Origin of the sequence: Solitalea longa (genome assembly GCF_002920915.1) — a bacterium.
Taxonomy (GTDB): domain Bacteria; phylum Bacteroidota; class Bacteroidia; order Sphingobacteriales; family Sphingobacteriaceae; genus Solitalea; species Solitalea longa.
This window is the reverse complement of sequence record NZ_PQVF01000007.1, coordinates 79333-102207: the sequence shown is the minus strand read 5'-3', so window position 1 is coordinate 102207 and position 22875 is coordinate 79333. Positions and strand designations below refer to the sequence as shown.

General features: G+C 38.2%; 23 protein-coding genes. 14 read left to right on the top strand and 9 right to left on the bottom strand.

Features of this window, described 5'->3' with window-relative positions; translation table 11 throughout:
- Positions 1 to 426 precede the first annotated feature (426 nt).
- Entirely contained in the window at positions 427 to 1749 is a 1323-nt protein-coding gene (locus tag C3K47_RS10985) for a TlpA family protein disulfide reductase (RefSeq protein ID WP_103789190.1), read from the bottom strand.
- Between the two features lie 365 nt (positions 1750 to 2114).
- Here C3K47_RS10985 and C3K47_RS10980 point away from each other — a divergent pair, with 365 nt between their 5' ends.
- From C3K47_RS10980 to C3K47_RS10950, 7 genes are all read left to right on the top strand, one after another.
- Positions 2115 to 2519, top strand: coding sequence for a helix-turn-helix domain-containing protein (locus tag C3K47_RS10980; protein ID WP_103789189.1), 405 nt, complete (start codon positions 2115 to 2117; stop codon positions 2517 to 2519).
- Positions 2520 to 2731: 212 nt separating this feature from the next.
- A complete protein-coding gene (locus C3K47_RS10975) occupies positions 2732 to 3727 on the top strand; it encodes an AAA family ATPase (RefSeq protein WP_103789188.1) in 996 nt (331 codons plus the stop codon).
- Positions 3728 to 6343: a S8 family peptidase gene (locus C3K47_RS10970; protein ID WP_103789187.1), complete on the top strand. Its 2616-nt coding sequence runs from the start codon at positions 3728 to 3730 to the stop codon at positions 6341 to 6343. It begins immediately after the preceding gene.
- A gap of 207 nt (positions 6344 to 6550) precedes the next feature.
- The gene (locus C3K47_RS19870) at positions 6551 to 6844 is read left to right on the top strand and encodes a pPIWI-associating nuclease domain-containing protein (protein ID WP_394341682.1); all 294 of its coding nucleotides are present in this window, start codon (positions 6551 to 6553) and stop codon (positions 6842 to 6844) included.
- 645 nt (positions 6845 to 7489) lie between these two features.
- Positions 7490 to 7852, top strand: a complete 363-nt coding sequence (locus C3K47_RS10960) for a hypothetical protein (protein WP_103789185.1) — start codon at positions 7490 to 7492, stop codon at positions 7850 to 7852.
- A gap of 319 nt (positions 7853 to 8171) precedes the next feature.
- Positions 8172 to 8543 carry a hypothetical protein gene (locus C3K47_RS10955; protein ID WP_103789184.1) on the top strand — a complete coding sequence of 124 codons (372 nt, stop codon included), beginning with the start codon at positions 8172 to 8174 and terminating at the stop codon, positions 8541 to 8543.
- A gap of 228 nt (positions 8544 to 8771) precedes the next feature.
- The gene (locus tag C3K47_RS10950; protein WP_103789183.1) at positions 8772 to 9317 is read left to right on the top strand and encodes a hypothetical protein; all 546 of its coding nucleotides are present in this window, start codon (positions 8772 to 8774) and stop codon (positions 9315 to 9317) included.
- A gap of 547 nt (positions 9318 to 9864) precedes the next feature.
- On the opposite strand, the gene C3K47_RS19530 is transcribed toward C3K47_RS10950, so the two are convergent.
- Genes C3K47_RS19530 through C3K47_RS10940 form a run of 3 tightly spaced genes read right to left on the bottom strand, consistent with a single transcriptional unit; the run spans position 9865 to position 11191 of the window.
- Positions 9865 to 10035 (bottom strand): hypothetical protein, encoded by a 171-nt coding sequence (locus C3K47_RS19530; RefSeq protein ID WP_165784677.1) that lies wholly within the window; start codon positions 10033 to 10035, stop codon positions 9865 to 9867.
- Between the two features lie 5 nt (positions 10036 to 10040).
- Entirely contained in the window at positions 10041 to 10436 is a 396-nt protein-coding gene (locus C3K47_RS10945) for a DUF5675 family protein (RefSeq protein WP_103789182.1), read from the bottom strand.
- Positions 10436 to 11191 carry a hypothetical protein gene (locus tag C3K47_RS10940; RefSeq protein WP_103789181.1) on the bottom strand — a complete coding sequence of 252 codons (756 nt, stop codon included), beginning with the start codon at positions 11189 to 11191 and terminating at the stop codon, positions 10436 to 10438. Before C3K47_RS10940 ends, C3K47_RS10945 begins: the two co-directional genes overlap by 1 nt.
- Positions 11192 to 11494: 303 nt before the next feature.
- On the opposite strand from C3K47_RS10940, the gene C3K47_RS10935 reads away from it, so the two are divergent.
- Positions 11495 to 11734 (top strand): hypothetical protein, encoded by a 240-nt coding sequence (locus C3K47_RS10935; protein WP_103789180.1) that lies wholly within the window; start codon positions 11495 to 11497, stop codon positions 11732 to 11734.
- Positions 11735 to 11915: 181 nt separating this feature from the next.
- On the opposite strand, the gene mnmE is transcribed toward C3K47_RS10935, so the two are convergent.
- Together mnmE and C3K47_RS10925 are read right to left on the bottom strand one after the other, a co-directional pair.
- Positions 11916 to 13304: a tRNA uridine-5-carboxymethylaminomethyl(34) synthesis GTPase MnmE gene (mnmE, locus tag C3K47_RS10930; RefSeq protein ID WP_103789179.1), complete on the bottom strand. Its 1389-nt coding sequence runs from the start codon at positions 13302 to 13304 to the stop codon at positions 11916 to 11918.
- A gap of 443 nt (positions 13305 to 13747) precedes the next feature.
- Positions 13748 to 14260: a YdeI/OmpD-associated family protein gene (locus C3K47_RS10925; protein ID WP_103789178.1), complete on the bottom strand. Its 513-nt coding sequence runs from the start codon at positions 14258 to 14260 to the stop codon at positions 13748 to 13750.
- Positions 14261 to 14363: 103 nt separating this feature from the next.
- On the opposite strand from C3K47_RS10925, the gene C3K47_RS10920 reads away from it, so the two are divergent.
- Positions 14364 to 14918, top strand: a complete 555-nt coding sequence (locus C3K47_RS10920) for a cupin domain-containing protein (RefSeq protein WP_103789177.1) — start codon at positions 14364 to 14366, stop codon at positions 14916 to 14918.
- Positions 14919 to 15015: 97 nt separating this feature from the next.
- Here the strand turns inward: C3K47_RS10920 and C3K47_RS10915 are convergent, their stop codons facing one another.
- From C3K47_RS10915 to C3K47_RS10905, 3 genes are all read right to left on the bottom strand, one after another.
- Positions 15016 to 15786 (bottom strand): TIGR02757 family protein, encoded by a 771-nt coding sequence (locus C3K47_RS10915; RefSeq protein ID WP_103789176.1) that lies wholly within the window; start codon positions 15784 to 15786, stop codon positions 15016 to 15018.
- A gap of 131 nt (positions 15787 to 15917) precedes the next feature.
- Positions 15918 to 16217: a YbaB/EbfC family nucleoid-associated protein gene (locus C3K47_RS10910; RefSeq protein ID WP_103789175.1), complete on the bottom strand. Its 300-nt coding sequence runs from the start codon at positions 16215 to 16217 to the stop codon at positions 15918 to 15920.
- Positions 16218 to 16321: 104 nt separating this feature from the next.
- On the bottom strand, positions 16322 to 17467 hold the full coding sequence (locus C3K47_RS10905) for a trans-sulfuration enzyme family protein (protein WP_103789174.1): 1146 nt from the start codon (positions 17465 to 17467) through the stop codon (positions 16322 to 16324).
- 177 nt (positions 17468 to 17644) lie between these two features.
- Here C3K47_RS10905 and C3K47_RS10900 point away from each other — a divergent pair, with 177 nt between their 5' ends.
- From C3K47_RS10900 to C3K47_RS10880, 5 genes are all read left to right on the top strand, one after another.
- Positions 17645 to 18517 (top strand): hypothetical protein, encoded by an 873-nt coding sequence (locus C3K47_RS10900; protein ID WP_103789173.1) that lies wholly within the window; start codon positions 17645 to 17647, stop codon positions 18515 to 18517.
- Positions 18518 to 18758: 241 nt separating this feature from the next.
- Positions 18759 to 19619, top strand: a complete 861-nt coding sequence (locus C3K47_RS10895; RefSeq protein WP_103789172.1) for a hypothetical protein — start codon at positions 18759 to 18761, stop codon at positions 19617 to 19619.
- A 117-nt stretch (positions 19620 to 19736) separates the two neighbouring features.
- A complete protein-coding gene (locus tag C3K47_RS10890; protein WP_103789171.1) occupies positions 19737 to 21152 on the top strand; it encodes a carbohydrate porin in 1416 nt (471 codons plus the stop codon).
- A gap of 57 nt (positions 21153 to 21209) precedes the next feature.
- Positions 21210 to 21665: a DinB family protein gene (locus C3K47_RS10885; protein ID WP_103789170.1), complete on the top strand. Its 456-nt coding sequence runs from the start codon at positions 21210 to 21212 to the stop codon at positions 21663 to 21665.
- 145 nt (positions 21666 to 21810) lie between these two features.
- Entirely contained in the window at positions 21811 to 22863 is a 1053-nt protein-coding gene (locus C3K47_RS10880) for a nucleoid-associated protein (protein WP_103789169.1), read from the top strand.
- Positions 22864 to 22875 lie beyond the last annotated feature (12 nt).

Genomic DNA, 22875 nt, shown 5'->3' with positions numbered 1-22875 from the left:
CCAACGCCTATCAGTTCGACAGCCAGTCGTAACTGCTCTCCATGGCCATTATGACACAACATCGTTCGTATCAATTCAATATTCACGTAAGGAACCTTGGCCAATTCCGGCCAGTGCTGTAGGGTTGTAGGCGAATTGGACGCAGTTCCGTCGTGAATATTCGGTCTGCCTGACCGCGGAAGGTAAAAACCTCCATATACTTAAGACCCAGCATTTTTAGCCGCCATTCTCTACTCCCTTAGGCTAGCTCAGCGTGTAGGCCAGACAAAACGGCGGGACAAGCTTAGGCCTTGAGCGAGGAAGCTTCGTTTTGTCTTGACTTTTTGGGTACTTTTTTGTCAAGAAAAAAGTACCTAGGCCTTCGACCGGCTATGAGGTCGACCACCAGCACCTCTTATGTAAATCAGTATCCCAAAAGCAAAACCTTCAATCCTCAATAACCAATACTTCCATCTCCTCCTCCACAACCTCCAACCCCAACCCAAGCCTTGCAAGCTCAACCCGTACCGCCTCAACATACCCAAGAGCACACTTCAACTCAACATCAACAGGAACCAGAATCCCTGAGCGATCAATAATCCCACGCCTATTATATTGCTGCAATACCTCAATAAGACCAGATACAGGGCGATTCCGCAACTTCAACCCGAAATAGTTGCTCTCCAGTTCCGACTTACCCCCAACCGAAAAAGGAACCCTACCAGTAGCAACCAACGCCAAACAAGAAAGCCTACGCTGTTGCAACGAAGCCCTTAAAGGAAAAAATCGAGAAAGATCCTGACGCATCGTTTGTGTTAAGGTCTTAGCATCCGCACCAGGTAACTGTAGCTCATAACAAAACGTAGCCGATTGCTTCAATGAATCCCAGGCAGTAGCCGTAGCCAGACTGTAGTGCAGATTGCCCTTAGTTTCAAGTATTGTTTTCCAGAGAGGAAAAGTCTTAGCAGCACTATCAGAAAAAGCAATACGAAACAGCATTTCGACTGAACAGTTCGTGGCAATGATCTTTCCCTGCTGTTGGTCGTTTTTTGCAGGCTGAATCAAGCACGAGCTAGGCTGTTCATCCTTATAACCACTAATAGCCGAAGAGTAAAAAAGAGCAGTAGCAGAAATAGCTACAGATTTAGAAGAAGACGAAAACTGGTAGTTCCCATTAATAAAAGCGTGGACATTGGCAGTGTTAATTTGCTCCTGGTTGGTAATAGCTCGCACAATGCCCTTACCATCAATCCAAACATAATGCGGCAGAAAACGCACATTGAACAACTCCCACAAGGTATTATCATCAACTATTACTGGGATGGAAAGCGGACGCGTTTGCTTAATGCGTTCAATGAATTTGGCGGCCTTTTCTTTGCCCTCATTGTTCACCATTAAAAACTGAACCTTCGAACCAAACCCACGCTGCAACGAATCCATTTTGGGAATAGCCATGGCACAAGGCGCACACCATGAAGCCGAAAAATCAAGGATGATGGGCTTACCCTTAAAATCAGAAAGCTTGGCCGAACTTAACGGAAAGTTGATTAAAGTCTTAAAGAAAATTTCAGGTACTTTACTGCCCACTTTAATTTGGGCAGGCTTAGCCTCCAACGGCTGACTGGAAACCGACACCACCAGGCAGCAACATATAAGGCAAATGATTAATGATTTTGAGTGAACTTCTCTGATAAGAAGAATATCAGAGGTTGTCTTTTTCACAAAACTTTTAGGTAATAGCTCTCCCCTTAAGTCTACTTTTTCATTCATAGCTTTTAATGTTTATGTTGAAATAATTGGTGAATAGCTCACTTCCTTAACAATAGAAGCACCTGAGTGTCGGGAAGACAAAACGGCGGGCCACGCGCAGGGTATGCGGGAGGAAGCTTCGTTTTGTCTTGACTTTTTGGGTACTTTTTTGTCAAGAAAAAAGTACCTAGGCATTCGGCCGGCTATGAGGCCGACAACATTAGCATAACCCGTTAACACCCTTTACTACCAGCAAACACCTTGAATACTTTAAAACTATAAAGCAAAAGAAACGAACAGTTGTACCGTACCGAACCACAACCGGTTGTATCTTACAACTTATCAGGTTGTTTTTTACATTCAGTTAAAATTTTATATTTGATACCATGGAAACATCATCACCTAAATCTCACATTGGCCGTAAGATCAGTCGCATACGCGAACTTCGTGGCATAAAACAGGAAGCTTTAGCGGCCGAATTGGGCATCAGCCAGCAAGCAGTTTCAAAGATTGAGCAGAGTGAAATTATTGAAGATGAAGCCTTGGAAAAGATTAGTAAAATATTGGGGGTTACTTCAGAAGCTATTAAACATTTCACTGAAGAGTCTTTAATATTTCATATTCAAAATATGTATGATCATTCATCGGCTTACACCTACAATAATCAATGCACGTTTAATCCCATTGATAAAATTGTAGAGCTGTATGATGAGAAAGTTCAATTGCTAGAACGTTTATTAGAAAGCGAAAAAGAGAAGGTCGAGCTTCTGAAAAAGCAAAACAAGAGTTAAATCCCAAAATAAAAATTCGAAGATAAACTACATAATCATTATTGAACTTAACTTCATTAGAGCTATTTACAAAGTATTGAATTGAAGTTCTATTTTTGAACGTTTAAATCATAGCTTACATTTACACAAATCAATTAATTGGATTAAATACAGCTGGTTGGATTGGTTGGTGCTTTTTATTGTTATTATAATAAATTGAAATTATTTAATTTATGAACCAAGATCTACTAATACGACTTTTTCGATCCATTGATGGCGAGCATAGTGACGATATTGTTATGGTTGCTGAGTCCATTATCGAGGATGAGCGCAAAAAAGGTCATGAAAAGTTGGCAGAGAGGCTCAAAAGTATATTAAATAAGAATATTAAAACAAATCAATCTTTTAAAGGAGAACTACGAAACATATTTGGTAATTCTGTTTTAATTCCTACAGATAAAAGAAGTAATATTCCTTTAGCTATTCAAGTTCAAAGAGATGCTTTGCGACATGAAATGATTTTATCAAGTGAGATTGAAGAAAAAATTGAACGGATTGAAAAGGAATTCATTGCACGCGAAAGATTAGCTCATTTTGGATTACATCCGAGAAGACGCATTTTACTCCATGGATATCCGGGTTGTGGTAAAAGTATGAGCGCGGAAAGAATAGCTTGGAATATTGGTTTGCCATTTTTAAAAGTAAAATTTGAAGCTATTGTTTCTTCTTATCTCGGTGAGTCTGCTAGCAATTTGTCAAAACTTTTTGAATCAATTAAAACTTTTCCTTGTGTCCTTTTACTAGACGAATTTGATTTTATAGCGAAATCAAGGGACGGCAAGCAAGACGTTGGAGAGATGCATAGGATCGTAAATATTTTATTGAACGTATTAGAGGATTTTGACGGACCTGGATTGATCATAGCTACAACTAATCTTGAAGGAGCGATCGACAAAGCAATTTTTAGAAGATTTGATGATATAATAGAACTACCTAAACCAGGTATAATTGAAATACAACGTATCTTGAAATCCACTTTAGCATCTATCAAATCTGATAAAGATGTGAAGTGGAGCAATATCGCCAAAAAACTAGAAGGATTCTCTTCAGCATTGGTTGTCAAAGTCGCTACTGATGCAGCGAAGTTTTCCGTAATCCAGGGAGATGGTGTTTTGAAAAATGTTTTTTTTGAGCAATCCTTGAAAGAGAACCAAATGTACAATAAATAAATGCCTGATTTTCCCCACCTACCTCTTAAACAAAAACTCGATGGTCGTTATCAATTTACAGGAAAGAGAATTGATAAGAAAGTTGATCCTCAAACAGAGATTAACTTAAATAACCGTGTCGCGCATGGCACTCAATTAACGGATGCCACTCATTCACTAATGCAGGATCGTGTAAACTTCCTCCACGAAAGAGAGGAAATGGGCCTGCCTCAAATTTTCGATGCTAATATTATACCTGTATTTTTGCAAGTAGACCCCAAGGACTTTGACATTGAGGCCTTAAAGGGTTTTGGAATTGAAATTGTATCTGAAGAAGAAGATGGTTTCATTATTGGTGCCAACACAGATAATTTCCGGTTACTTGCCGATAAAATTTCAAGTTTCTTGAATGAGGAAGGACGCTCAAAAGATCAGGCAGCAAAACTTTGGCAAATTGTTCAGGGTACTCAGTGGCGGGTTGATTATCTCTTATCAGAGGAATTAAAAGAAAAATACATCGCTGGAATCGATGATAATGATCAGTTTATTGTTGATATTTCAATAGCTTGCTATTTAAAACTTCCTGTGCGTCCAGTACGTACTGAGGCAGAATCCGATGAGGACTATACGGTAGCTAAAGCAAAGAATGACGAAAAAAACCAATTTAGAATCGATAAAAAGGCTCTTCGGCCGCAACGTTTAGCAGAATCAGACGAACATTTCACTCAACGTCTTAATCGTTGGAAGAGAGCCCTCCAAACAGCAGAGTTGGAAAGAGACCAGATCGCTAGTGATAGACAAGATTATCTTACAAATTTTATCGTGAATGTATATGGCGGTGAACTTTTAAGTAGTTTTATTGATTTGGAAGATAGTTTTGGGTTTCGAGCGAGAATGTCTGGACAGGCTCTCAAAGATCTTATTTTAGGCTATGCATATGTCTTTGAGATCATCGAAAGTGAGCAGATTGAGGCTGATGAGCCGATAAATGATATTGGCAATCAGGAAGACATTGAAATACTTAAGCCAAGTAATAATTCTCCTACTGTTTGCGTGATTGATAGTGGCATTCAGGAACAACATTTACTATTGGCACCTGCAATAGCTACGGCTTATTCCAAAAATTATGTTCCATATGAAGATACCACCTCTGACCAAGTAACAAATGGAGGGCATGGAACAAAAGTAGCTGGAGCTATATTATTTGGAAATGATATTCCAACTGCAGGTCAATATCAGCCCCCTTGCTTTTTAATCAATGTTAGGGTGCTAGACAAAAACAATTTTCTGCCAAGCAGTATATTTCCTCCAGAGCTAATGACCAAAATTATCGAGGACTATGACGGTGTTCGAATATTTAATATGTCTGTCGCTTCCCATGGCCCTTGTAAGACAACCCATATGTCGACTTGGGCTGCTACAATTGATAAACTGATCCATGACCGAAAGATCTTATTTTTGTTAGCAGCTGGCAATATCAACAGCAGTACCGGCAGATGGGATAAACCGGGTGTGTCAGAGCACTTACAGGCAGGAAGAAAATATCCTGATTACCTTACAACACCTTCATCAAGGATCTCTAATCCTGCTCAAAGCCTATTAAGCTTAACAGTTGGTTCCGTATGCTTAGCTGAATTCGAAGATGCTGACCGAATATCTTTCGGAAAAAGAGACCATGTCTCTTCATTTTCCCGAAGTGGACCGGGCATGTGGGGTTGTATAAAACCAGATGTTGTTGAATATGGAGGCGACTTTCTGCGAGAAAAAAATGGATTTCTGATCACCCAACATAATGTCACTTCATCACCTATCATCAAAACGGGAGCGAACAGAACCGGTTTCGCCGTAGGCACTTCTTTTGCAGCCCCTAAAGTGGGACACATCATTGCTCAACTAGCTAAGAAGTTCCCCAATGACAGCACACTTTTATATAAAGCATTAGTAATCCAATCCGCTAGATTACCTGAACACGTATTTCACAATCCTCAAACGGAAGCATTGCGAGTATTAGGTTATGGCATACCTGATGCACAGAAAGCGCTCGAGAATACACCATACCGTATCACTTTTGTCGTTGAAGGGAATGTAGCAGCACAGCAGGCAAATCTTTATTCCATTAATATACCGAAGGAAATAACACGTGCGGGTAATGATTACGATATATTAATTGAGGTTACTTTGACATACACAGCCACACCACGCCGAACAAGAAAACAATTAAAATCATATTTTAGCTCATGGTTGACATGGGAATCTTCAAAACTTGGCGAGAATTTCGAAGCCTTTTCTTCCAGAGTACTAAAAGATCTTGATGACCCTGATGAGGAAGAGAGAATTGACAATAAGTCGATCCGTTGGTCAATCTCAACATCACCAAATTATGGTTACGTAGCCGAATTCAAACGACAGGACAGCGCAACCCAAAAAGACTGGGCCATTCTTAAGTCGAACGTATTACCGAATGAATTGTCATTTGCCGTGATTGGACACAAAGGGTGGGACAAAGATACCACTAAAGAACTTCCCTTTGCATTGGCAATCAGCATTGAAGCTATTAGTAAAGAAACAGAAATATATGAAAAAATTGAAGTTGCAAACCGTATTGAAATAGAGGAAGTTGTTGTAATTCCTAATTAATCCCGAGGTTACCCACTTTCTTTTCTTATAAGAATGGAGATATATTTCATTGAATTAATCTTTGTTTTTAACCTAGTATATAAAATACCCATCGACCTAAAATGCTTATAGAAACAAGTCAGCAGTAATATTAAAATGACACCAAGCGACATATCAACATATAAATTGACATTGTCTCCGTTAACAAATAATGACTTTGAATAGGAGTTGTTATCTGCAAGTTTGGACAACCTTCTTGACAAGGGAAATAAACTGCGTTTTAACAACTTTGCGTATGGTATTAGAGAACTATCAAGACACATACTTCATAATCTTTCGCCAGACAAAGAAGTAATAAATTGTGTTTGGTATAAAAATGATAGTAAAAAACCAGGGCAACTGACAAGAGCGGAGAGGGTTAAATACGCAATTCAAAAAGGACTTCCTGACAAATTTGTTGAAACATTCTATGAGACAGAAGACTTGTTCTTGGAAGTCTTCCTGGTTATCCGTTGTTGTTGAAAGTGTTAAGGCTGTGTCGATTTCAACTGGAAAGAAAGCCGAGGCCTTCAGACCACAAAACAAACATTATCACACCCCCGTTATCCGAAGAGTTAAGCGCAGCGTCTCTTCGGATAGTAAATAAACCCAAGTCTCTGACTGTTCATATCAGTTCAAACCTCACTTTATTTCAGTACTACTTTCATATAGCGAAATCATTCCTCTGTTATCCGAAGTGTTCCGTTGTTGTTGAAAGTGTAAACGAACTGTCCCCAGTTACCCCCCTGCTCGCGCGCGTTTGCAAGGCGTGCTAAATACTGCATTGAGTTTTTAACTCGTTCTATTATTCAACTGCAAATAAAACAAGGGTCTTCAGACCTTAAACCAGAAAAACATATATCATTGCTACCGAGCGCAGGCCAGACAAAACGGCGGGCCATGTGCTGGCCTTGTGGGTGGAAGCTTCGTTTTGTCTTGACTTTTTTGGATACTTTTTTTGTCAAGAAAAAAAGTATCTAGCCCTCGACCGGCAATGAGGTCGGCCATCAGAACCTATTATAGTGTCCACTTTTATAACTATTTGAGTTTATATTTTTAATAATGAGAAATATACATACATGTATACAGTAACTAGATGTATCTTGTAAATAATTATCATTCAGAACAATGAGTATTCAAGTGCAATTTAATAAAGGAAATTTTATAGTTATTGTAGGTGGTGAATCTTCAATCCTCTACAAAGGTGAAATAGCCATAATTGAATTCATTGGAACAGGATTGGATAAACCTAAATTTCAGGATCAGGATAGACTTTATTTTAAAGATATTGACGATTATGAAGAACTAAAAAAAGAATTTTCTTTTTTATATAAATATAATCTAAATCCTATTCCTTTTAATAAATGGGAAATTCAGAAACTCTTTGACGATGATTTCTTATTTATTTTTGCCTCAAAAAAGCAATTAATAGAATTTCTCAACACAAAACCCTTGCTCGCGAGCGTTACAACGCGTGCGTCTGTTATCTAAAGTGGTCAGGGTTACTCTCTCTGTTATCCGAAGTGTTCGTTATGGATAGTGTTAAACACAGTGTCACATTCAACTGCAAATAAAACAAGGTCTTCAGACCAATCCAAAAACAGAAAACATCCATTCCTGCATGAGTATAGGCAAACCAAAGCGATGGGCCATACGTTAAGTAAATTCCATCTTGTTGAAAAATGGCAATATATTTCCATTGAATTAATCTATATTTTAGCTACTATATAAAATATACATGCATCTAAAACTCTTGTAAAAACAATTTATCGGCAAATTTTGGGCGACAAATATTCAAACATTAATAATTATGGGACTATTCAACTTCTTTAGGATTAACCTACCTTACGGTATCAAAAAAAATCCTGACAACACTTGGTTTGCATTTAACAGAGAGTATGTTCCATTAGGCTGGAACTCTAAACAAAATGCTGAAAGCACTGGGGGGGCTTTAAAACCTTATCTATCTTACCCTATTCATACGAAATACCAGGGACTGACTGACGAGGCAATTTTGAAATTCATCAAAAACAAAGAGCTAATTCACTACAATGAAAACGGAGAAATTTTAACCGTTTTCTTTTATGACGATCGCTTAAACCCAACAAACAAGGGTGGAGATTGGGACGCTTACTTTGACATCATAAAATCATTGGGAAATTATGAAGTATCCGTCAAGTAAACCAAGAAATTAAACGCAGCGCCTCTTCTAATAGTAAATAAACCAAAGTTTTTAATTGGCCTAAACAATGAGGCACTTATTATCGAAAGTTATGCTAAGTATTCTCAACCAAAAATAATTTCACTCTTAATTTTATTTTGTTGATAACTTAATAAAAACAACTTTGACAATTTGCAATTAGCCAGTATTTTTATATCAATTAAATAATTGACTGTCAACATTGTAGTTATGGAAAGGTTTGTAATGCCGTTATCCTTGGAAAGATTAGTTTTAGCTGACGAAATTAAAGAAGTTGCATATAAGGCATCCCGATATCATGATCCCGAAAAAAGAATTAAATTGAATACCCTAAGACAACGTTTTAATTATAATTCTAAACAACTACAATTGTTGGATGGAGGCGAAACGGAAGAAAGAGTTAGGGAGTTAATAAGATATTTAGATATACTGCTTTTAAAGTTAGATTTTAGAATTAACGGATATCACATTGATCTTTCTCAATCAACAGTAATTGACCATATGTTGCATAGCTTCATCTATAAAGACTTAATTTGTATCTTTTATAGAGGCTCAAGAGGCATTAATCGCGATTACCCATATTTATCAAAAAAGTATGACATAAACCCTCTAATCCGATTAATAAGGGCTTTTCGATTAACCTTAGATTCAATTTGCACATTTAGATTTTTAGAGATAGAGAAATCCATTCAAGATTTTAAACATGATTTGAATCATCTAGCAAATTCTCAACTAAAATTAAATACATTCTTATAGTATTGTTTAAGCCCTTTTCGGACACTAAGCAATAAAAAAAGCCCACTCAAATTAACGAGCAGGCCACATCTACCTATGAAAAATACACCCGGGGAGGGTGTTTCATCTTAAATATAATAATTATTAATATTTAAAATAAACTTCTATTTCAATTGTTTAATTACCCATTCAATAACACCTCAAACTGCCTTATTTTATTCATTCCTAAAGTTTCGAATTCAAGCGTACTCTTTTATAATTCAATATTCACGTAAGGAACCTTGGCCAGTTTCGGCCTTGTCCGGTAAGCCTGCAGCCAAACTGGACGTCCCGGTTCAACCGGGATCATGAATATTCGGTCCGCCTGACCGTGGAAGGCAAAAGCGCTCATATGAGATAATTTTACAATAAAGACATATCATTCAATATTCACGTAAGGAACCTTGGCCAGTTTCGGCCTGTGTGATAAGCCTGTAGGCAAACTGGACGCAGTTCCGTCGTGAATATTCGGTCTGCCCGACCGCGGAGGGCAAATCGTTCATATGAATTAACTCCACCAATACATGGACTACTTCATCTGCTTAATAACCCATTTCAAAAACAACGTTACACCAAAACTCACCGCAGCACCCACAGCCGCAAACAACGCCGTTTTAACAAAATCAATCGCCTGCAGCTGCAACAAAACTGTCAGCAGGGTCCCTCCTGCTGTACCCGCCTTAATCTCTTCATTATTCATACAAATTACGATCTGATAGTAATAAAAACAGGTTCATCCGCTGCAACAGCTTCTTTCACCAATAACTCCACCCTTTTCATAGCCAGTTTACTATAGTTTCCAATACCCGGAGCCGTACACTTGGTTACTGGAGCAATGCAACCCTGCAATTCACGTAAAGCAAAGTTGGCCGGGTGGATAAGAATGGCCTCACGAAGAGGCACATTCACTATTTCCAACTGGTGACCGTGTTTGGGGTGTTCTCGTGGCCGTATTCGGTACCGACCTTCCGGAATACAGCTGATGCTACGCTTATTATTGCGCCAGGGTAGTTCAATGGTTTCACACATAAACGTATTGTTGTTAAATAACTTCCCATTCGTCCCGTTTGGAAAGTACTGACGATAAAGCTGCAACTCCATTACTGACCACTGATATTAACAAGCGCCAAACCATTAAAAGCACCATTACTCAACAAGTAAAACTTGCTATTGATCTGTTGATAGAACTCAATACCCAAGGCGATAAATAGTGGCTTTGTGCTGGCAGGCGTCACTGCACAAACAAGAGGCTGAATAGTAGTCGCTGTATTGTCCAAAGCCAGCATTCCCGTATCCTTTACATCCACTACATAGTTTTCAGCTTCAAAATCAACAAGAGCACCAGCGACCTTTAACGTAAAATGTGTTGTACCAGTAGGAGCTGCAATAGTTTGGTTAGGCACAAAGGCAGGAATACTAACTGTTAGCTGACCAGTAGCACGATCTATCGCAGGGGTATAAGGCATGAATACAGTGGTACTTACTTTCCCTTGCTCGTTAAATTCGAAACCAGTAAGAAGTTCCACCTCTCCATCCATCACCTGTCGTTGTCCACGGTCGTTAACAGCGTCAGCCTTGATTACCTTCATCATATCACGCATTAGACGGGCAGTCATTCGACTATCGGCTCCCTGATACACAACTGTCCGTAAAGCACTCCGTAATAACTTGCCGGCTTTACCCGCCCGGCCAAATTCAGCGCCGTTCTCACGCGTTCGCTGAAATTTAGGATCATTGGCAATACGACTCGCATCAATTCCTCCTCGCTCTCTAGCCATATAACCATCTTTACTTTTGTAAAAGGAAATATCCCCGATACTTCCTTTAAACTTAATGATACCTTTTTGTTCTGCCATGATTTCTACATGTTGAAACCAAGTTAAAACGAACCCTAGCCTTTTACAAAAGACCGTGTCGTAAATGGCATTAGTTGTCCAAAATGGTATCAAATGTCAATTGTGAGTCGATATTTTGAGTTTTACATTTGTTAAACACGAACGAAGACAGAGAAAAGGAAAAGAAAGAAGGAAAATAAATCAAGCAAATCAAAGGCATGGATAAAGCATGGATAAAGCACGGATAGTGCGTAACCAGAGCATCATTCTTATTTTTTTGCATGAATAGCTATGTAAAGACAGCACTACACATACCATTTAAATATGAAAACAAAACGATTATGTATCTATCCCAAAGATGTAAGCATGTTAACCGGAAAAAGCGAGCGGCAAGCCATCCGATTATTAAACAAAATCCGAGAGCTCTTAAACAAGCAGAAGCATCAAGCCGTAACCATCGAAGAGTTTGCCAAGTACCTGGGTTTGGACGATGAAAACGTAAGAAAAAACATTTTTATTCTCTTTATTCTAGTTCAACACCTTTTACTGCGGCAATCAGCCTAAATGTAAAAAAATCAAAATCATCTAAATATTGCGCTTTTCAAGGGTTGGGAGCCCTTGAAAAGTTTCAAACACACTCGAGCAAAGGCCATTCTTAAACGAATCATTTTCTTTGATGAAATTCAAGCTTTTAATTAAACTCTCAACTTCTTTTTCATTTTGTTTTCTTGCTTGTTTTGTTCGATTACTTTCCGATACAAAAACGGGTAAAAATAGAATCCAGCAGGTCTTCGTTCGATATGTCTCCTGTGATCTCACCTAAATGATGCAGGGCTCTTTTAATTTCAAAAGCAAGCAGTTCACCACCAAATGGTTGCTCCATTAAGCGTAAAGTATCATCTAAAGCTTCATTGGTTTTTTGAAGGGCTTCCAGGTGACGTACGTTTGAAATTACGGTTTCGTCGTTATTGAGCTGGTCGGCATGGGCCTTTTGCAATAAGGTTTCGGTGAATAAGTCGAGGTGAATACGATCTTTGGCCGAAATGAATAGCATGCCATTGAGGCCTTCATATCGTTTTTTCCATTCCGCTTCGTTTCCTTTATCCAGCTTATTTGCAACTAAAAGGATCGAATCTGTTGACGTATGAGCTGATAGTTCATCAACAATTGCTTTTAACTCAGTTGCTGAAGTTTCTTCCGGATCAAATAAATAAATAACCAAAGCCGATTGACGGATCTTTTCATAAGCCTTCTCCACTCCTATGGCTTCAATTTTATCGGAGGTTTCCCGTATACCGGCTGTGTCGATAAAACGGAAGTTAATGCCTCCAATGTTTATTTCGTCTTCAATGGTATCGCGGGTGGTACCAGCTATTTCAGAAACAATGGCTCTATCCTCATTCAGCAATGCATTCAACAAAGTGGATTTACCCACATTGGGTTTTCCCGAAATTACCACCGGAATTCCATTTTTGATCGCGTTACCTAAATCAAAAGATGAAATGAGTTTACGAATAACTGATTGAATACTGCCAATCAGAGCTTTTAATTGCGGACGGTTAGCAAACTCCACATCTTCTTCAGCAAAATCGAGTTCGAGTTCAATTAGAGCGGCAAAGTCAATCAGTTGCTGACGCAGTGCTTTCAGTTCATTTGAAAAGCCGCCACGCAACTGTTTTAACGCCATATTATGTGAGGCCTCTGTTCTGCTGGCAATCAGATCGGCCACCGCTTCAGCTTGCGAAAGATCCAACTGTCCGTTTAAGAAAGCTCGTAAAGTGAACTCCCCTGGTTTAGCTGTTCTGGCTCCGTTTTTAATAAAGAGATTAATGAGCTTCTGGATAATGTACGGTGAAGCGTGACAGGAAACTTCTACTGAATTTTCGCGTGTATAGGAGCTTGGTGCAATGAATACCGTTGCCAAAACTTCATCAATGATCACATCATTTTCGCGGATAGTGCCAAAATGAACAGTATGGGAAGCTTGCTTTTCTAAGTCTTTTCCAAAGAAAACCTTGTTACAAATTTTAATGGCCTCAGGACCCGATAAGCGGATCACGGCAATGGCGCCGGTTCCGGCTGGGGTAGCAAGAGCAACAATGGTATCTTCGGCGTACGGACTTACGGGTAGCATATTTTAATTATTTGCGCAAAGATAGAATTTAAGGAATTAAGATTTTAGGCGTTAGAAGTACGAACCAAGATTTATTGGTTGATAAACTAGTTATATGAATTCGGTAGCTTAATTAAAATACTACATTTTAACATCTGATGGTCGGCCTCATAGCCGGCCGAGGCCTAGTTCCTTTCTCCTTGATGAGAAAGGAACCAAAGAATCAAGACAAAACGAAGCTTCCTCCCACAAACCCTACGCAAGGCCCGCCGTTTTGTCAACCCTCCGCTCAGGCACTCTTCTCTCTCTTGGTAGTTGGGTCGGTCTCTCGGTTCAAATGGTAGGGATGGCAAAAACTATTTAAAGGTTATGTAGGGAAAGTTCCATTAAAACTGATTGTTTGAAATTCAGTGATTTGATGAATCCCATATACGCGCTGTTTGATCGTCCCTCTCTCAAGGTAATTACAATTCACGCGGTTTTCCTTCGCGCATCATTAAGCCAAAATCCCATTTGTTTAGCATGGCATTCACCGTTTTGGAAATACGTTTGGCCCGTGTAGGCTCTGTTTTTGCGCTATTGATCCAATTGATGAAATAGTTTTGGTTTGATTTATTGAAGGTTTCGAAATGTTGAATGGCTTCAGGCTCATCACAAAGGCATTCATATAGGTCTTCCGGAACTTCAATCTTGAAATCAACATCTTCCTCCAGCTCCACATGAATCATTGCTCCCTCCGATTTTCCCAACCTTTTACGTAGAGTAGCATTTAACGTTAATATGAAGTTGCCATCCCCAATCGGGAAAAGCACCATGCCTGACACCGGTAAATTATCTAATAACCCTCGTACACGAATTTCCCTTCTGTTTCCTGGTTTAATTTCATTAGCCAGGTATAATGGAACATCAATATAGGTCCAGCCGGTTTTTTCGCCCTTTTGTTTGAATTTAAAAATGATGCCTTCGAAAATGACCAAGTGATTTTAGATTTTTAATATTAGATTTTAGAAATAAAGTTATCATCTATCTCAAATTCAATCGTAAATTTAAGATCATAAATCTACACTAACTAAACATGTCATGGAAATAGTCTATCCGCACACAATTGAAAATTGCATTGGAGAGAAAATAATATTTCAAGAAGTACAACATGAGGCTGATGGAGACCGGGTATTGGTTGAAAATTTTGTTGTTCCAGGAAGCGGCCCTATTATGCATACTCATTGGCTACAGGATGAATCTTTAACGGTGGTAAAAGGAAAGATCGGCTATCAAATTTATGGGCAGGAGAAAAAATATGCAAATGAGGGTGAAACTGTTCTTTTTAAGCGCGGAACACCACATCGTTTTTGGAACGCAGGTGATGATATCCTTAATTGCAAAGGTTGGCTAAAGTCGGCAAATACAATTGTTTTTTACTTATCAGCTATATATGCTGCTCAAAACAAAACGGGCAGTGGTAGGCCGGAAGCATTTGATGCCGCCTACCTTATGACTCGCTATTCAACAGAATACGACACCACTGAAATACCCAAATTTGTTAAAAAAGTAATCATTCCTATAACTTATAGGGTTGGTTTGATACTTGGTAAATATCAAAAATTTAAGGATGCCCCAGAACCTGTGAGAAGGTAGAAATTAAATAGAAAGATTAGAAATTTTAGATTTTAGAATTACAATTATCACCTGCCTCAAATTCAATCGTAAATTTAAAATCATAAATCTACAATGGTTAGAATTTCTCTTCTATCCCCAAACCAAACAAGGCAAAATCATATTTAACCGGATCATTTTCGTCTAACAGCCGTAGATTATTGCTTAGTTCTAGTGTGGTTTGCCAGTCGACTTGCTTGCGTTCAATGAGTCCGAGTTTTCGGGCCACACGTTCCACATGAAGGTCTAATGGGCAAAGGAGGTCTTTCATCCGCAAAGTATTCCAAATGCCAAAGTCAACACCCTTATCATCTTTACGCACCATCCAGCGTAAAAACATGTTCAATCGTTTACAAGTAGATTTATTATTCGGACTGGTGACATGCTTACGGGTTCTGTGAGGGTAATCAGGCAAGGAAAAAAAATGCTGTTGGAAAGTATTTAAAGCATTTTCAATAGAAATGTTTTCTTGCTTAGAGCTCGTCAAAAATGCATCTTCCAAACTTTCAGAGTTTAAATAATGGTTCTTGAAAAACTCGATAAAATAGAGGGTATCGGTGGCGTTAAAGGTGCGGTGCTTAAAATGAAGAAAGCGATTTAAATCTTTTTCTTCATGTTGAGTAATAAACTGATGAGGAGCGCCATCCATTAGATCGATCAGCTCATTGCATTTATTGATAATGGTAATGCGCTGTCCCCAAGCCAGCATCGATGCCCAAAAGCCCATGATCTCTATATCCTGCTTTTTAGTGAATTGATGCGGTATACAAATGGGGTCGTTTTTTATAAATCCGGGCTGATTGTATTGTTCAACTTTTGCGTCGAGGAAAGACTTTAGATCTAGTAGCATTACGAATTATGAGTTCCGGGTTTCGGATCTTGGATTACGAGTTACGTGTTTCGGGTTACGAGTTGTACAGAACAATTTAATTAATCCGTAACTAATAACTCGCAACACGTAACCCTGAATCCTCAATAATATTAAAACCCTAAATTTCCTAAGCCCGGAATATTTGGCATAATTGATTTCATTTCAGCAGCCATTAACTGGTCGGCTTGTTCCAAGGCCCTGTTAACCGCAACAGTGATCAACTCTTCCACTTCTTCCCTACCGCGAACGTTAAAAACACTTGGGTTGATCTTAATATCCATTACCTTACGATTTCCGTTGCAAGTAACCACAACAGCGCCATTCTCAACTTCGCCGGTAACAGTAATGTGTTCGAGGCGATTTTTGATCTCTTCCGCCTTTTTCTTCGCTTCAAATAAATTGCCTAGCATGATTTTAAAGTAAAAAGTTAAAAGTAAAAAGTTAGAAGATCATAGCCTATAATTAATAGGTACAAAAAAATCTATGATCTAAAACCTATAAGCTATGGACTAAATTAAACTGCCGCCAGTGCTTGTTCTAAATCAGCAATTAAATCTTCCACATCTTCCACCCCCACGCTTAAGCGGATAAGCGTATCAGTAACACCGCTTTTTAAACGTTCTTCACGAGGTATAGAAGCATGAGTCATTGATGCCGGATGGCCAATTAATGATTCCACGCCACCCAATGATTCTGCTAAAGAAAACAAATGAGTTCCGCTTAAAATTTTCAATGCATCATCCATTTTATCGCCTTTTAATGAGAAGGACATCATTCCGCCAAAATCGCGCATTTGTTTTTTAGCGATTTCATGATTGGCATGATCTTCAAAACCGGGCCAGTAGATCTTATCTACTTTAGGGTGATTTCTTAAATAATGTGCAATGGCTTTACCATTTTCCGAATGGCGCTGCATACGTAAATGCAAGGTTTTGATTCCTCTCAATACCAAAAAACAATCTTGGGGGCCAGGTGTGGCACCGCAAGCGTTTTGATAAAAAGCAATGCGTTCAGCCAAATTATCGTCATTTACGACTAAAGCACCCATAACCACGTCAGAGTGTCCAGACATGTATTTGGTTAAAGAGTGCATTACAATGTCAGCACCCAGATCCATTGGATTTTGTAAATAGGCCGATGCAAAAGTATTGTCAACTCCTAATAACACATTATGTTTTTTACCGATTGCCGCAGCTCCTGCAATATCAATGATCTTTAAAGTCGGATTGGTAGGCGTTTCAATCCAAATCATTTTAGTATTTGAATTGATGTAGCTTTCAATGTTGGCAACATCCTCCATCCCAATAAAATGAAACTTCAAGCCTAAATTCTGATAAACTTTAGTGAAAATGCGATAAGTACCTCCGTATAAATCATTTGTACAGATAATTTCATCGCCCGGATTGAATAGTTTCATCAAGGTATCAATCGAACCCATTCCGGTACTGAAGCAAAAGCCATGTTTGGCATTTTCAAGTGCCGCCAGGTTATCCTGTAACTGCGCACGTGTAGGGTTTTGTGTACGTGCGTATTCATAACCCTTGTGATTTCCAGGAGCTTCCTGTACGTAAGTTGAAGTTTGGAAGATTGGAGTCATAATGGCTCCCGTTGTTGGATCAGGGAAAACACCTGCATGAATGGCTTTGGTACCGAATTTCATATCGTAAAAATTGATGAATTTAATCTATTGTTAAAAGCTTTGATAATTTGGCAATTAATTTGATTAGTGCTTAATTTCAATCTGTTATCTTTTATTTAAAAGCTTTTTTATTAATACGCAAAAGAAAGAAAAACTATTCATTTAAAATCACCTATCAACTTAATTTAATTACGCTCCATGAGATTATTCTCAATTAAAGCTATGGTCATGCTAGGCATGATTGGCTTAACATTTACTGCCTGTAAAAAGGAAGAACAAAAACCCGAAAGTTTAAACGTTGAAGAAAGTATGCACGGCGTTGCTAAGAACGACGTTATTACTGCTGATTTGTTTGAACAGATCAATTTAATTTCTCACAGCTTTCCAGAAATAAGAGGGGAAAGTGTTTCTGCTAAATCTACTGAAGGTTTTGGAGATGACCTTCTCGACCATTTGGACGATTATTCATGTGCAAAAGTAAAAATTGAATCTGCTCCGTTTAAATGGCCTTTGAAAGTAGTTTTAGATTATGGCGCAGGAGGTTGTGAAGACCCTAAAACCCAAAAACTTCGCAAGGGTAAGATCATTCTTTCTTACGATAAAGCATGGTTAAGTACTGGATGTAGTGTAAGCATTACATTTGAAGACTATTGGTGCGGAGATACCAAATTCGATGGTTTCTGCAAAATCAGTTCTACCGGCCTAACCAAAGAGGGGTATCTGAAATTCAGTTTAGAATGTGAAGGAACCAAAATTCACTGCGAATGTGTAGAAAAATGGGCCTGCAAAAAAGAAATCGTTTGGTGTAATAGTAAAACTGCTCTAAACATTTTTGATGATTACTATTCGATTACTGGCTGGGGACAAGGTTCTGATAGTAAAGGAAATTTCTTCTCGGAGAAAATCACCAAGGCGTTAAAGAAAAAAGCTTTTTGTGCATGGATCTGTGAGGGAACTGTTGAACTTAAGACCAATAGCGTTTCATTATGCACAATGGATTATGGAAATGGCGATTGCGACAAAAAAGCAACCCTCACCATAAATGGAAATACTAAGCAAATAGATTTGTAAGCGTTTTTTTATTCATAGTGTTTAGGGCGTTCCGGTTTTATCGGAGCGCCTTTTTTATGGACGGTTGATAAAATTGTATATTATTTAGTTATTTCTAAATATTATTTAAAAATCTGATTATCAAATTAATAGTTAATATTTTTAAACAATAATTTTATAAAATGTAACGATTTTTTCAATAGATCGTTAAACTATTAAACCAACTCATGGTCTGAACAAGAAAACTAACCATACAATAATTATGAAACTTATCACCACAAAAACATTAATTCTTGCTAGTGCGGTTGCTTTAACATTTACAGCGTGTAAAAAAGATGAAACTTCGGATGCTGATTCGGATAAGGTAACAGCCGTTGACAATCAGGCGGCCGATGATCTTTCAACAGATGTTATAGATCAGTTTAACATGGTAACAATGAACCAAATGGCGATAGCTAATTCGGCCCCAGGTAAAGCAGTTGAAGCAACAGTTAATGAGGATGCCCGTACTACCAGCGGTTCAGTAACCATTTCGCCAGTTGATTATGCTACTTTCCCAAAAACTATCACCATTAATTTTGGTACTGGTACTGTTGATAAATACGGTGTAGTTCGTAAAGGTAAAATTGTGGGTGTATTGTCAAATCATTGGTGGATTAGTGGCGCTGAATTGCGTATTGACATGCAGGACTATTACGTGAATGGTATCCAGGTTAAAGGAACCAAAATTTTAACCAGCAATGGCTTTAATGCTGAAACCAACAGCTTTTCATACAATGTAAGTGTTGATCGTGCTCGTATCAATGAAGAAGGTAATTCATTTACCTGGAGTGCTACCAGAACCGTTTCTTATTTTACAAAAGGTACTAATACTGCACTTGATGATTATATTACAGTAACAGGATCAACTTCAGGCACTAACAGAAAAGGAAAAGCGTTCACAACAACAATTATCCAGGAGCTTAAAAAACCGGTTATTTCACGCTGGATCGTTTCAGGTATCATCGAACATAAAGTAGCTGACCGTCCTACAGTTACATTGGATTACGGAGATGGAACCATTGATAACAAAGCTAAGGTAACAGTTGGTGACGCAACAGTTGAAATTACACTGCATAAGTAGTTAATTAAATAAGAGTTAAGATAGCGCCCTGCTTTTAAAGCAGGGCGTTTTTTTTGCCTCAAATTTTAGTTTACCGTTTCTTTATTTTTTATATTTAAAGGAAATACGCTCTACACAATGAATAAATTTTACTGCTCATCCGCCGCCGGCTTAACTTTAAGCCTTCTTCTTTTATTCATTCAATCTTCATCCGCACAAACCGTAACCAATAAAATGTTTTCCTTTGGTAGTTATGGACGTGTAGGTGTTGGTTTTTCTCCTGCTATTAAGGGTAGTTTAGGACGATCATTAAACTTAAACGGAATGGGGAGCATGGGCGGTCGTATGGAGGAGCAAGACTATCTGGAGATGGTCACAGCCTTGCATTTTACCCCTAAAATTGATGACAAAAAAACCATAATCAATATTCAAACCCGATTAGCTGTTTTCACCTCCCAAGGCCAGTTTTTAGGTAATGTAACCAGCAATAGTTTTGGAGGTATAACCTTTGCCATGCCCGAAATTTATGCTGAAGCCAACAATATACTAGGCAGTGATTGGTCGGCCTGGGTTGGAGCTCGACTGCTGCGTTATAATGATATTCATATTGCGGATTATTTTTATTTTGATGATCATTCTTCCCAGGGCTTTGGTATTAAATATAAGAACACCGCCTTCTCAATGCTGTTTCCGGGAAGTGTTGACACCACCAGTTCTCTTCCTCCCTATTTCTACCTGAATATTGTCAATGGTACTCCTACCCTTGGGCTTAGGCAACGTACAGTTATGGTTGGAGAACATGATTTCAAACTAAATGATAAAAATACGTTAAAGGCGCTCGGTGAATATCATTTTTTGGCCGACGCAACAATCGATGATCAGAATACACCATTAAACTATCCTTCAGATAATGGTTGGGTATTTGGATTAAAACATATTTATGATATGAACTCCACATTACCCGGTTCTTTTAACCAATTTTCTGTACGATATGGTGAAGGAATAGCCAATGGCGGAGATGGAGGTGCTTCTAAGACCTGGTTAACGTATGGAGCTCCCAATTTATCTACGCAAAAATTTAATGATGCCTACTCATGGACCTTTGTGGAACATTTTTTATTCAACCTATCGAAGAAATTCAGCATTAACGGATATGGAATTTATACGAATAGCAAAGGTGCTGCCGAAAGCTCAAATAAAGCGCCCGATTATTTAGGCAGGGAGGTTTTTAATCGTAAAACAGATATTGCAGTTGGAGTGCGAACATTTGTTTATTTAACCGACTGGCTGCATTTGATGAATGAGTTAAGCTTTGCTTCCCGAAAAGATGGTACACAGGATCCGGCGCAAATGGTGAAATTCGGCATTATACCAACACTGGTTCCTTCTGCTAAACGAGATCCATGGGCGAGGCCACATTTTCGCTTAGTTTACACTGTGGCACACTACAATGATTTTGCTCGTGATAACTTATACTCACCTTATTTGCAACAAGTAGGGAATAAATCCTGGGGTCAATACATTGGGGTAAAAGCCGAATGGTGGTTGTATTAATTCTTTTGGTTTGATGGTTTAAGTTGATAAATTTAAAGACTTTATTAGCTATTATATATGAAAGCATACTTCCAGCGTCTGTATCAATATGAAAACTGGGCAAATGGCCGAATCATCGAAACATTAAAAAAATTAGACACCCCCCCAGAAAGATCATTGTTATTATTAGCCCATTTACTTATTGCCCAAAGAGAGTGGCTACATCGGATCTTAAAGAAAAGTACAACCGATAAATTCTGGCTTTTGTATGATTTAGAAAAAAGTGAAGAGCTGTTTAAAAGTAATAATGAAGAGTGGAGTCACTTTTTTTTGACCATTCAGGATGATGACCTTACCGTGCCTTTTCATTATAAAAATTCAAAGGGTGAACAATTCGATTCACCGATGGCAGATATTCTAACACATTTACTTGCACATTCAAATTATCACCGTGGGCAAATCATCGATTCAATTAAAGGATTGATTGAACCGTTGCCAAATACCGATTTCATTGTGTTTTCCCGAAACCCTTAATGGATTTTAGATTTAAGAATTTAGAATGAGGAATTAAAAAAAGTCTTCAAGTTAACAGATTAATGCGATGGATATCTGTTCACGATATATCTCCATTAGTTCGATTAAATTCTACATTTGTAATTCTTAAATCTAAAATTAATAAATGATACACGTTGCCGACGTTAATGATCTTCAGTATTTAACCATTCATAAAGTAGGAAATCCAAGCAAAGATGAACCTTTGGTGTTTTCAAAGGCCCCAATTGATCTAAGCAACGAAGATATAAGCCGGTTATTGCTAAATTATTTTATTCAGCCGTTTGCTAATAATGGTGAATACTATCATTTATATCATGCTGTTGAGATTGCTCTAAACGATATTTATGTGTATATCTCGCGCATTTTCGAAGACAAAGCCAATTTTCAGGAGCAGTCTTTTCATATTGCCAAGCATTTGCATGATTCTTCAACCCACCCCAAAATTAAAGGCGGTGAGCTTTACATTGCTTATTTTAATAAGTGTTTGGTAGATGGCGAAGAGGTTGAAGCCATTGGTATTTTTAAATCTGAAACGAAAGAAACCTACCTTAAGGTTTATCTGCATGACGACAACTATGAGGTAAACTATGAAGACGGAATTAATATCAGCAAACTGGATAAAGGTTGCCTGATCTTTAATATTGATAAGGAAAACGGTTACCGTGTTAGCATTATTGATGCTTTAAGCAAGCAAAACGAAGCGGTATATTGGAAAGATGATTTTTTAAAAGTTAAACGTCGTGAAGACACTTATTTGCAAACGGAAAACTACGTTGACCTTTGCACGGCGTTTATCAACACAAAACTAACTGAAAACTTTGATGTAAGCAGAGCCGATCAGATTGATCTGCTGAATAAATCGGCCAATTATTTTAAGGAAAAAGAACGTTTTGACCTGGACGAGTTTACTGAAGAAGTGATTTTACAGCCTGCTGTGATTGAAACCTTTAAAGAGTTTAAGCAGCAGTTTGAAACTAACCATGAACTTTCATTACCAGATAGCTTTGAGATCTCGAATCAGGCCTTTAAGAAGCAGGCAAAAATATTTAAGAGTATTTTAAAGCTCGATAAAAACTTCCATGTTTATATCCATGGCCGGGCCGATATGATTGAAAAAGGCTTTGATGATATCACTGGATTAAACTATTATAAGCTTTTCTTTAAAGAAGAAGCATAAATGAAAAAGCCG

Excerpts from the sequence above, each read along its gene's own strand:
- C3K47_RS10890 (WP_103789171.1), top strand. The coding sequence starts at position 19,737 with ATGAATAAATTTTACTGCTCATCCGCCGCCGGCTTAACTTTAAGCCTT.
- C3K47_RS10895 (WP_103789172.1), top strand. The coding sequence starts at position 18,759 with ATGAAACTTATCACCACAAAAACATTAATTCTTGCTAGTGCGGTTGCT.
- C3K47_RS10960 (WP_103789185.1), top strand. The coding sequence starts at position 7,490 with ATGAGTATTCAAGTGCAATTTAATAAAGGAAATTTTATAGTTATTGTA.
- C3K47_RS10920 (WP_103789177.1), top strand. The coding sequence starts at position 14,364 with ATGGAAATAGTCTATCCGCACACAATTGAAAATTGCATTGGAGAGAAA.
- C3K47_RS10970 (WP_103789187.1), top strand. The coding sequence starts at position 3,728 with ATGCCTGATTTTCCCCACCTACCTCTTAAACAAAAACTCGATGGTCGT.
- C3K47_RS10950 (WP_103789183.1), top strand. The coding sequence starts at position 8,772 with ATGGAAAGGTTTGTAATGCCGTTATCCTTGGAAAGATTAGTTTTAGCT.
- C3K47_RS19530 (WP_165784677.1), bottom strand. The coding sequence starts at position 10,035 with ATGAATAATGAAGAGATTAAGGCGGGTACAGCAGGAGGGACCCTGCTG.
- C3K47_RS10940 (WP_103789181.1), bottom strand. The coding sequence starts at position 11,191 with ATGGCAGAACAAAAAGGTATCATTAAGTTTAAAGGAAGTATCGGGGAT.
- C3K47_RS10935 (WP_103789180.1), top strand. The coding sequence starts at position 11,495 with ATGAAAACAAAACGATTATGTATCTATCCCAAAGATGTAAGCATGTTA.
- C3K47_RS10985 (WP_103789190.1), bottom strand. The coding sequence starts at position 1,749 with ATGAATGAAAAAGTAGACTTAAGGGGAGAGCTATTACCTAAAAGTTTT.
- C3K47_RS10905 (WP_103789174.1), bottom strand. The coding sequence starts at position 17,467 with ATGAAATTCGGTACCAAAGCCATTCATGCAGGTGTTTTCCCTGATCCA.
- mnmE (WP_103789179.1), bottom strand. The coding sequence starts at position 13,304 with ATGCTACCCGTAAGTCCGTACGCCGAAGATACCATTGTTGCTCTTGCT.
- C3K47_RS10915 (WP_103789176.1), bottom strand. The coding sequence starts at position 15,786 with ATGCTACTAGATCTAAAGTCTTTCCTCGACGCAAAAGTTGAACAATAC.
- C3K47_RS10945 (WP_103789182.1), bottom strand. The coding sequence starts at position 10,436 with ATGGAGTTGCAGCTTTATCGTCAGTACTTTCCAAACGGGACGAATGGG.
- C3K47_RS10975 (WP_103789188.1), top strand. The coding sequence starts at position 2,732 with ATGAACCAAGATCTACTAATACGACTTTTTCGATCCATTGATGGCGAG.
- C3K47_RS10980 (WP_103789189.1), top strand. The coding sequence starts at position 2,115 with ATGGAAACATCATCACCTAAATCTCACATTGGCCGTAAGATCAGTCGC.
- C3K47_RS10880 (WP_103789169.1), top strand. The coding sequence starts at position 21,811 with ATGATACACGTTGCCGACGTTAATGATCTTCAGTATTTAACCATTCAT.
- C3K47_RS10885 (WP_103789170.1), top strand. The coding sequence starts at position 21,210 with ATGAAAGCATACTTCCAGCGTCTGTATCAATATGAAAACTGGGCAAAT.
- C3K47_RS10955 (WP_103789184.1), top strand. The coding sequence starts at position 8,172 with ATGGGACTATTCAACTTCTTTAGGATTAACCTACCTTACGGTATCAAA.
- C3K47_RS10910 (WP_103789175.1), bottom strand. The coding sequence starts at position 16,217 with ATGCTAGGCAATTTATTTGAAGCGAAGAAAAAGGCGGAAGAGATCAAA.
- C3K47_RS10900 (WP_103789173.1), top strand. The coding sequence starts at position 17,645 with ATGAGATTATTCTCAATTAAAGCTATGGTCATGCTAGGCATGATTGGC.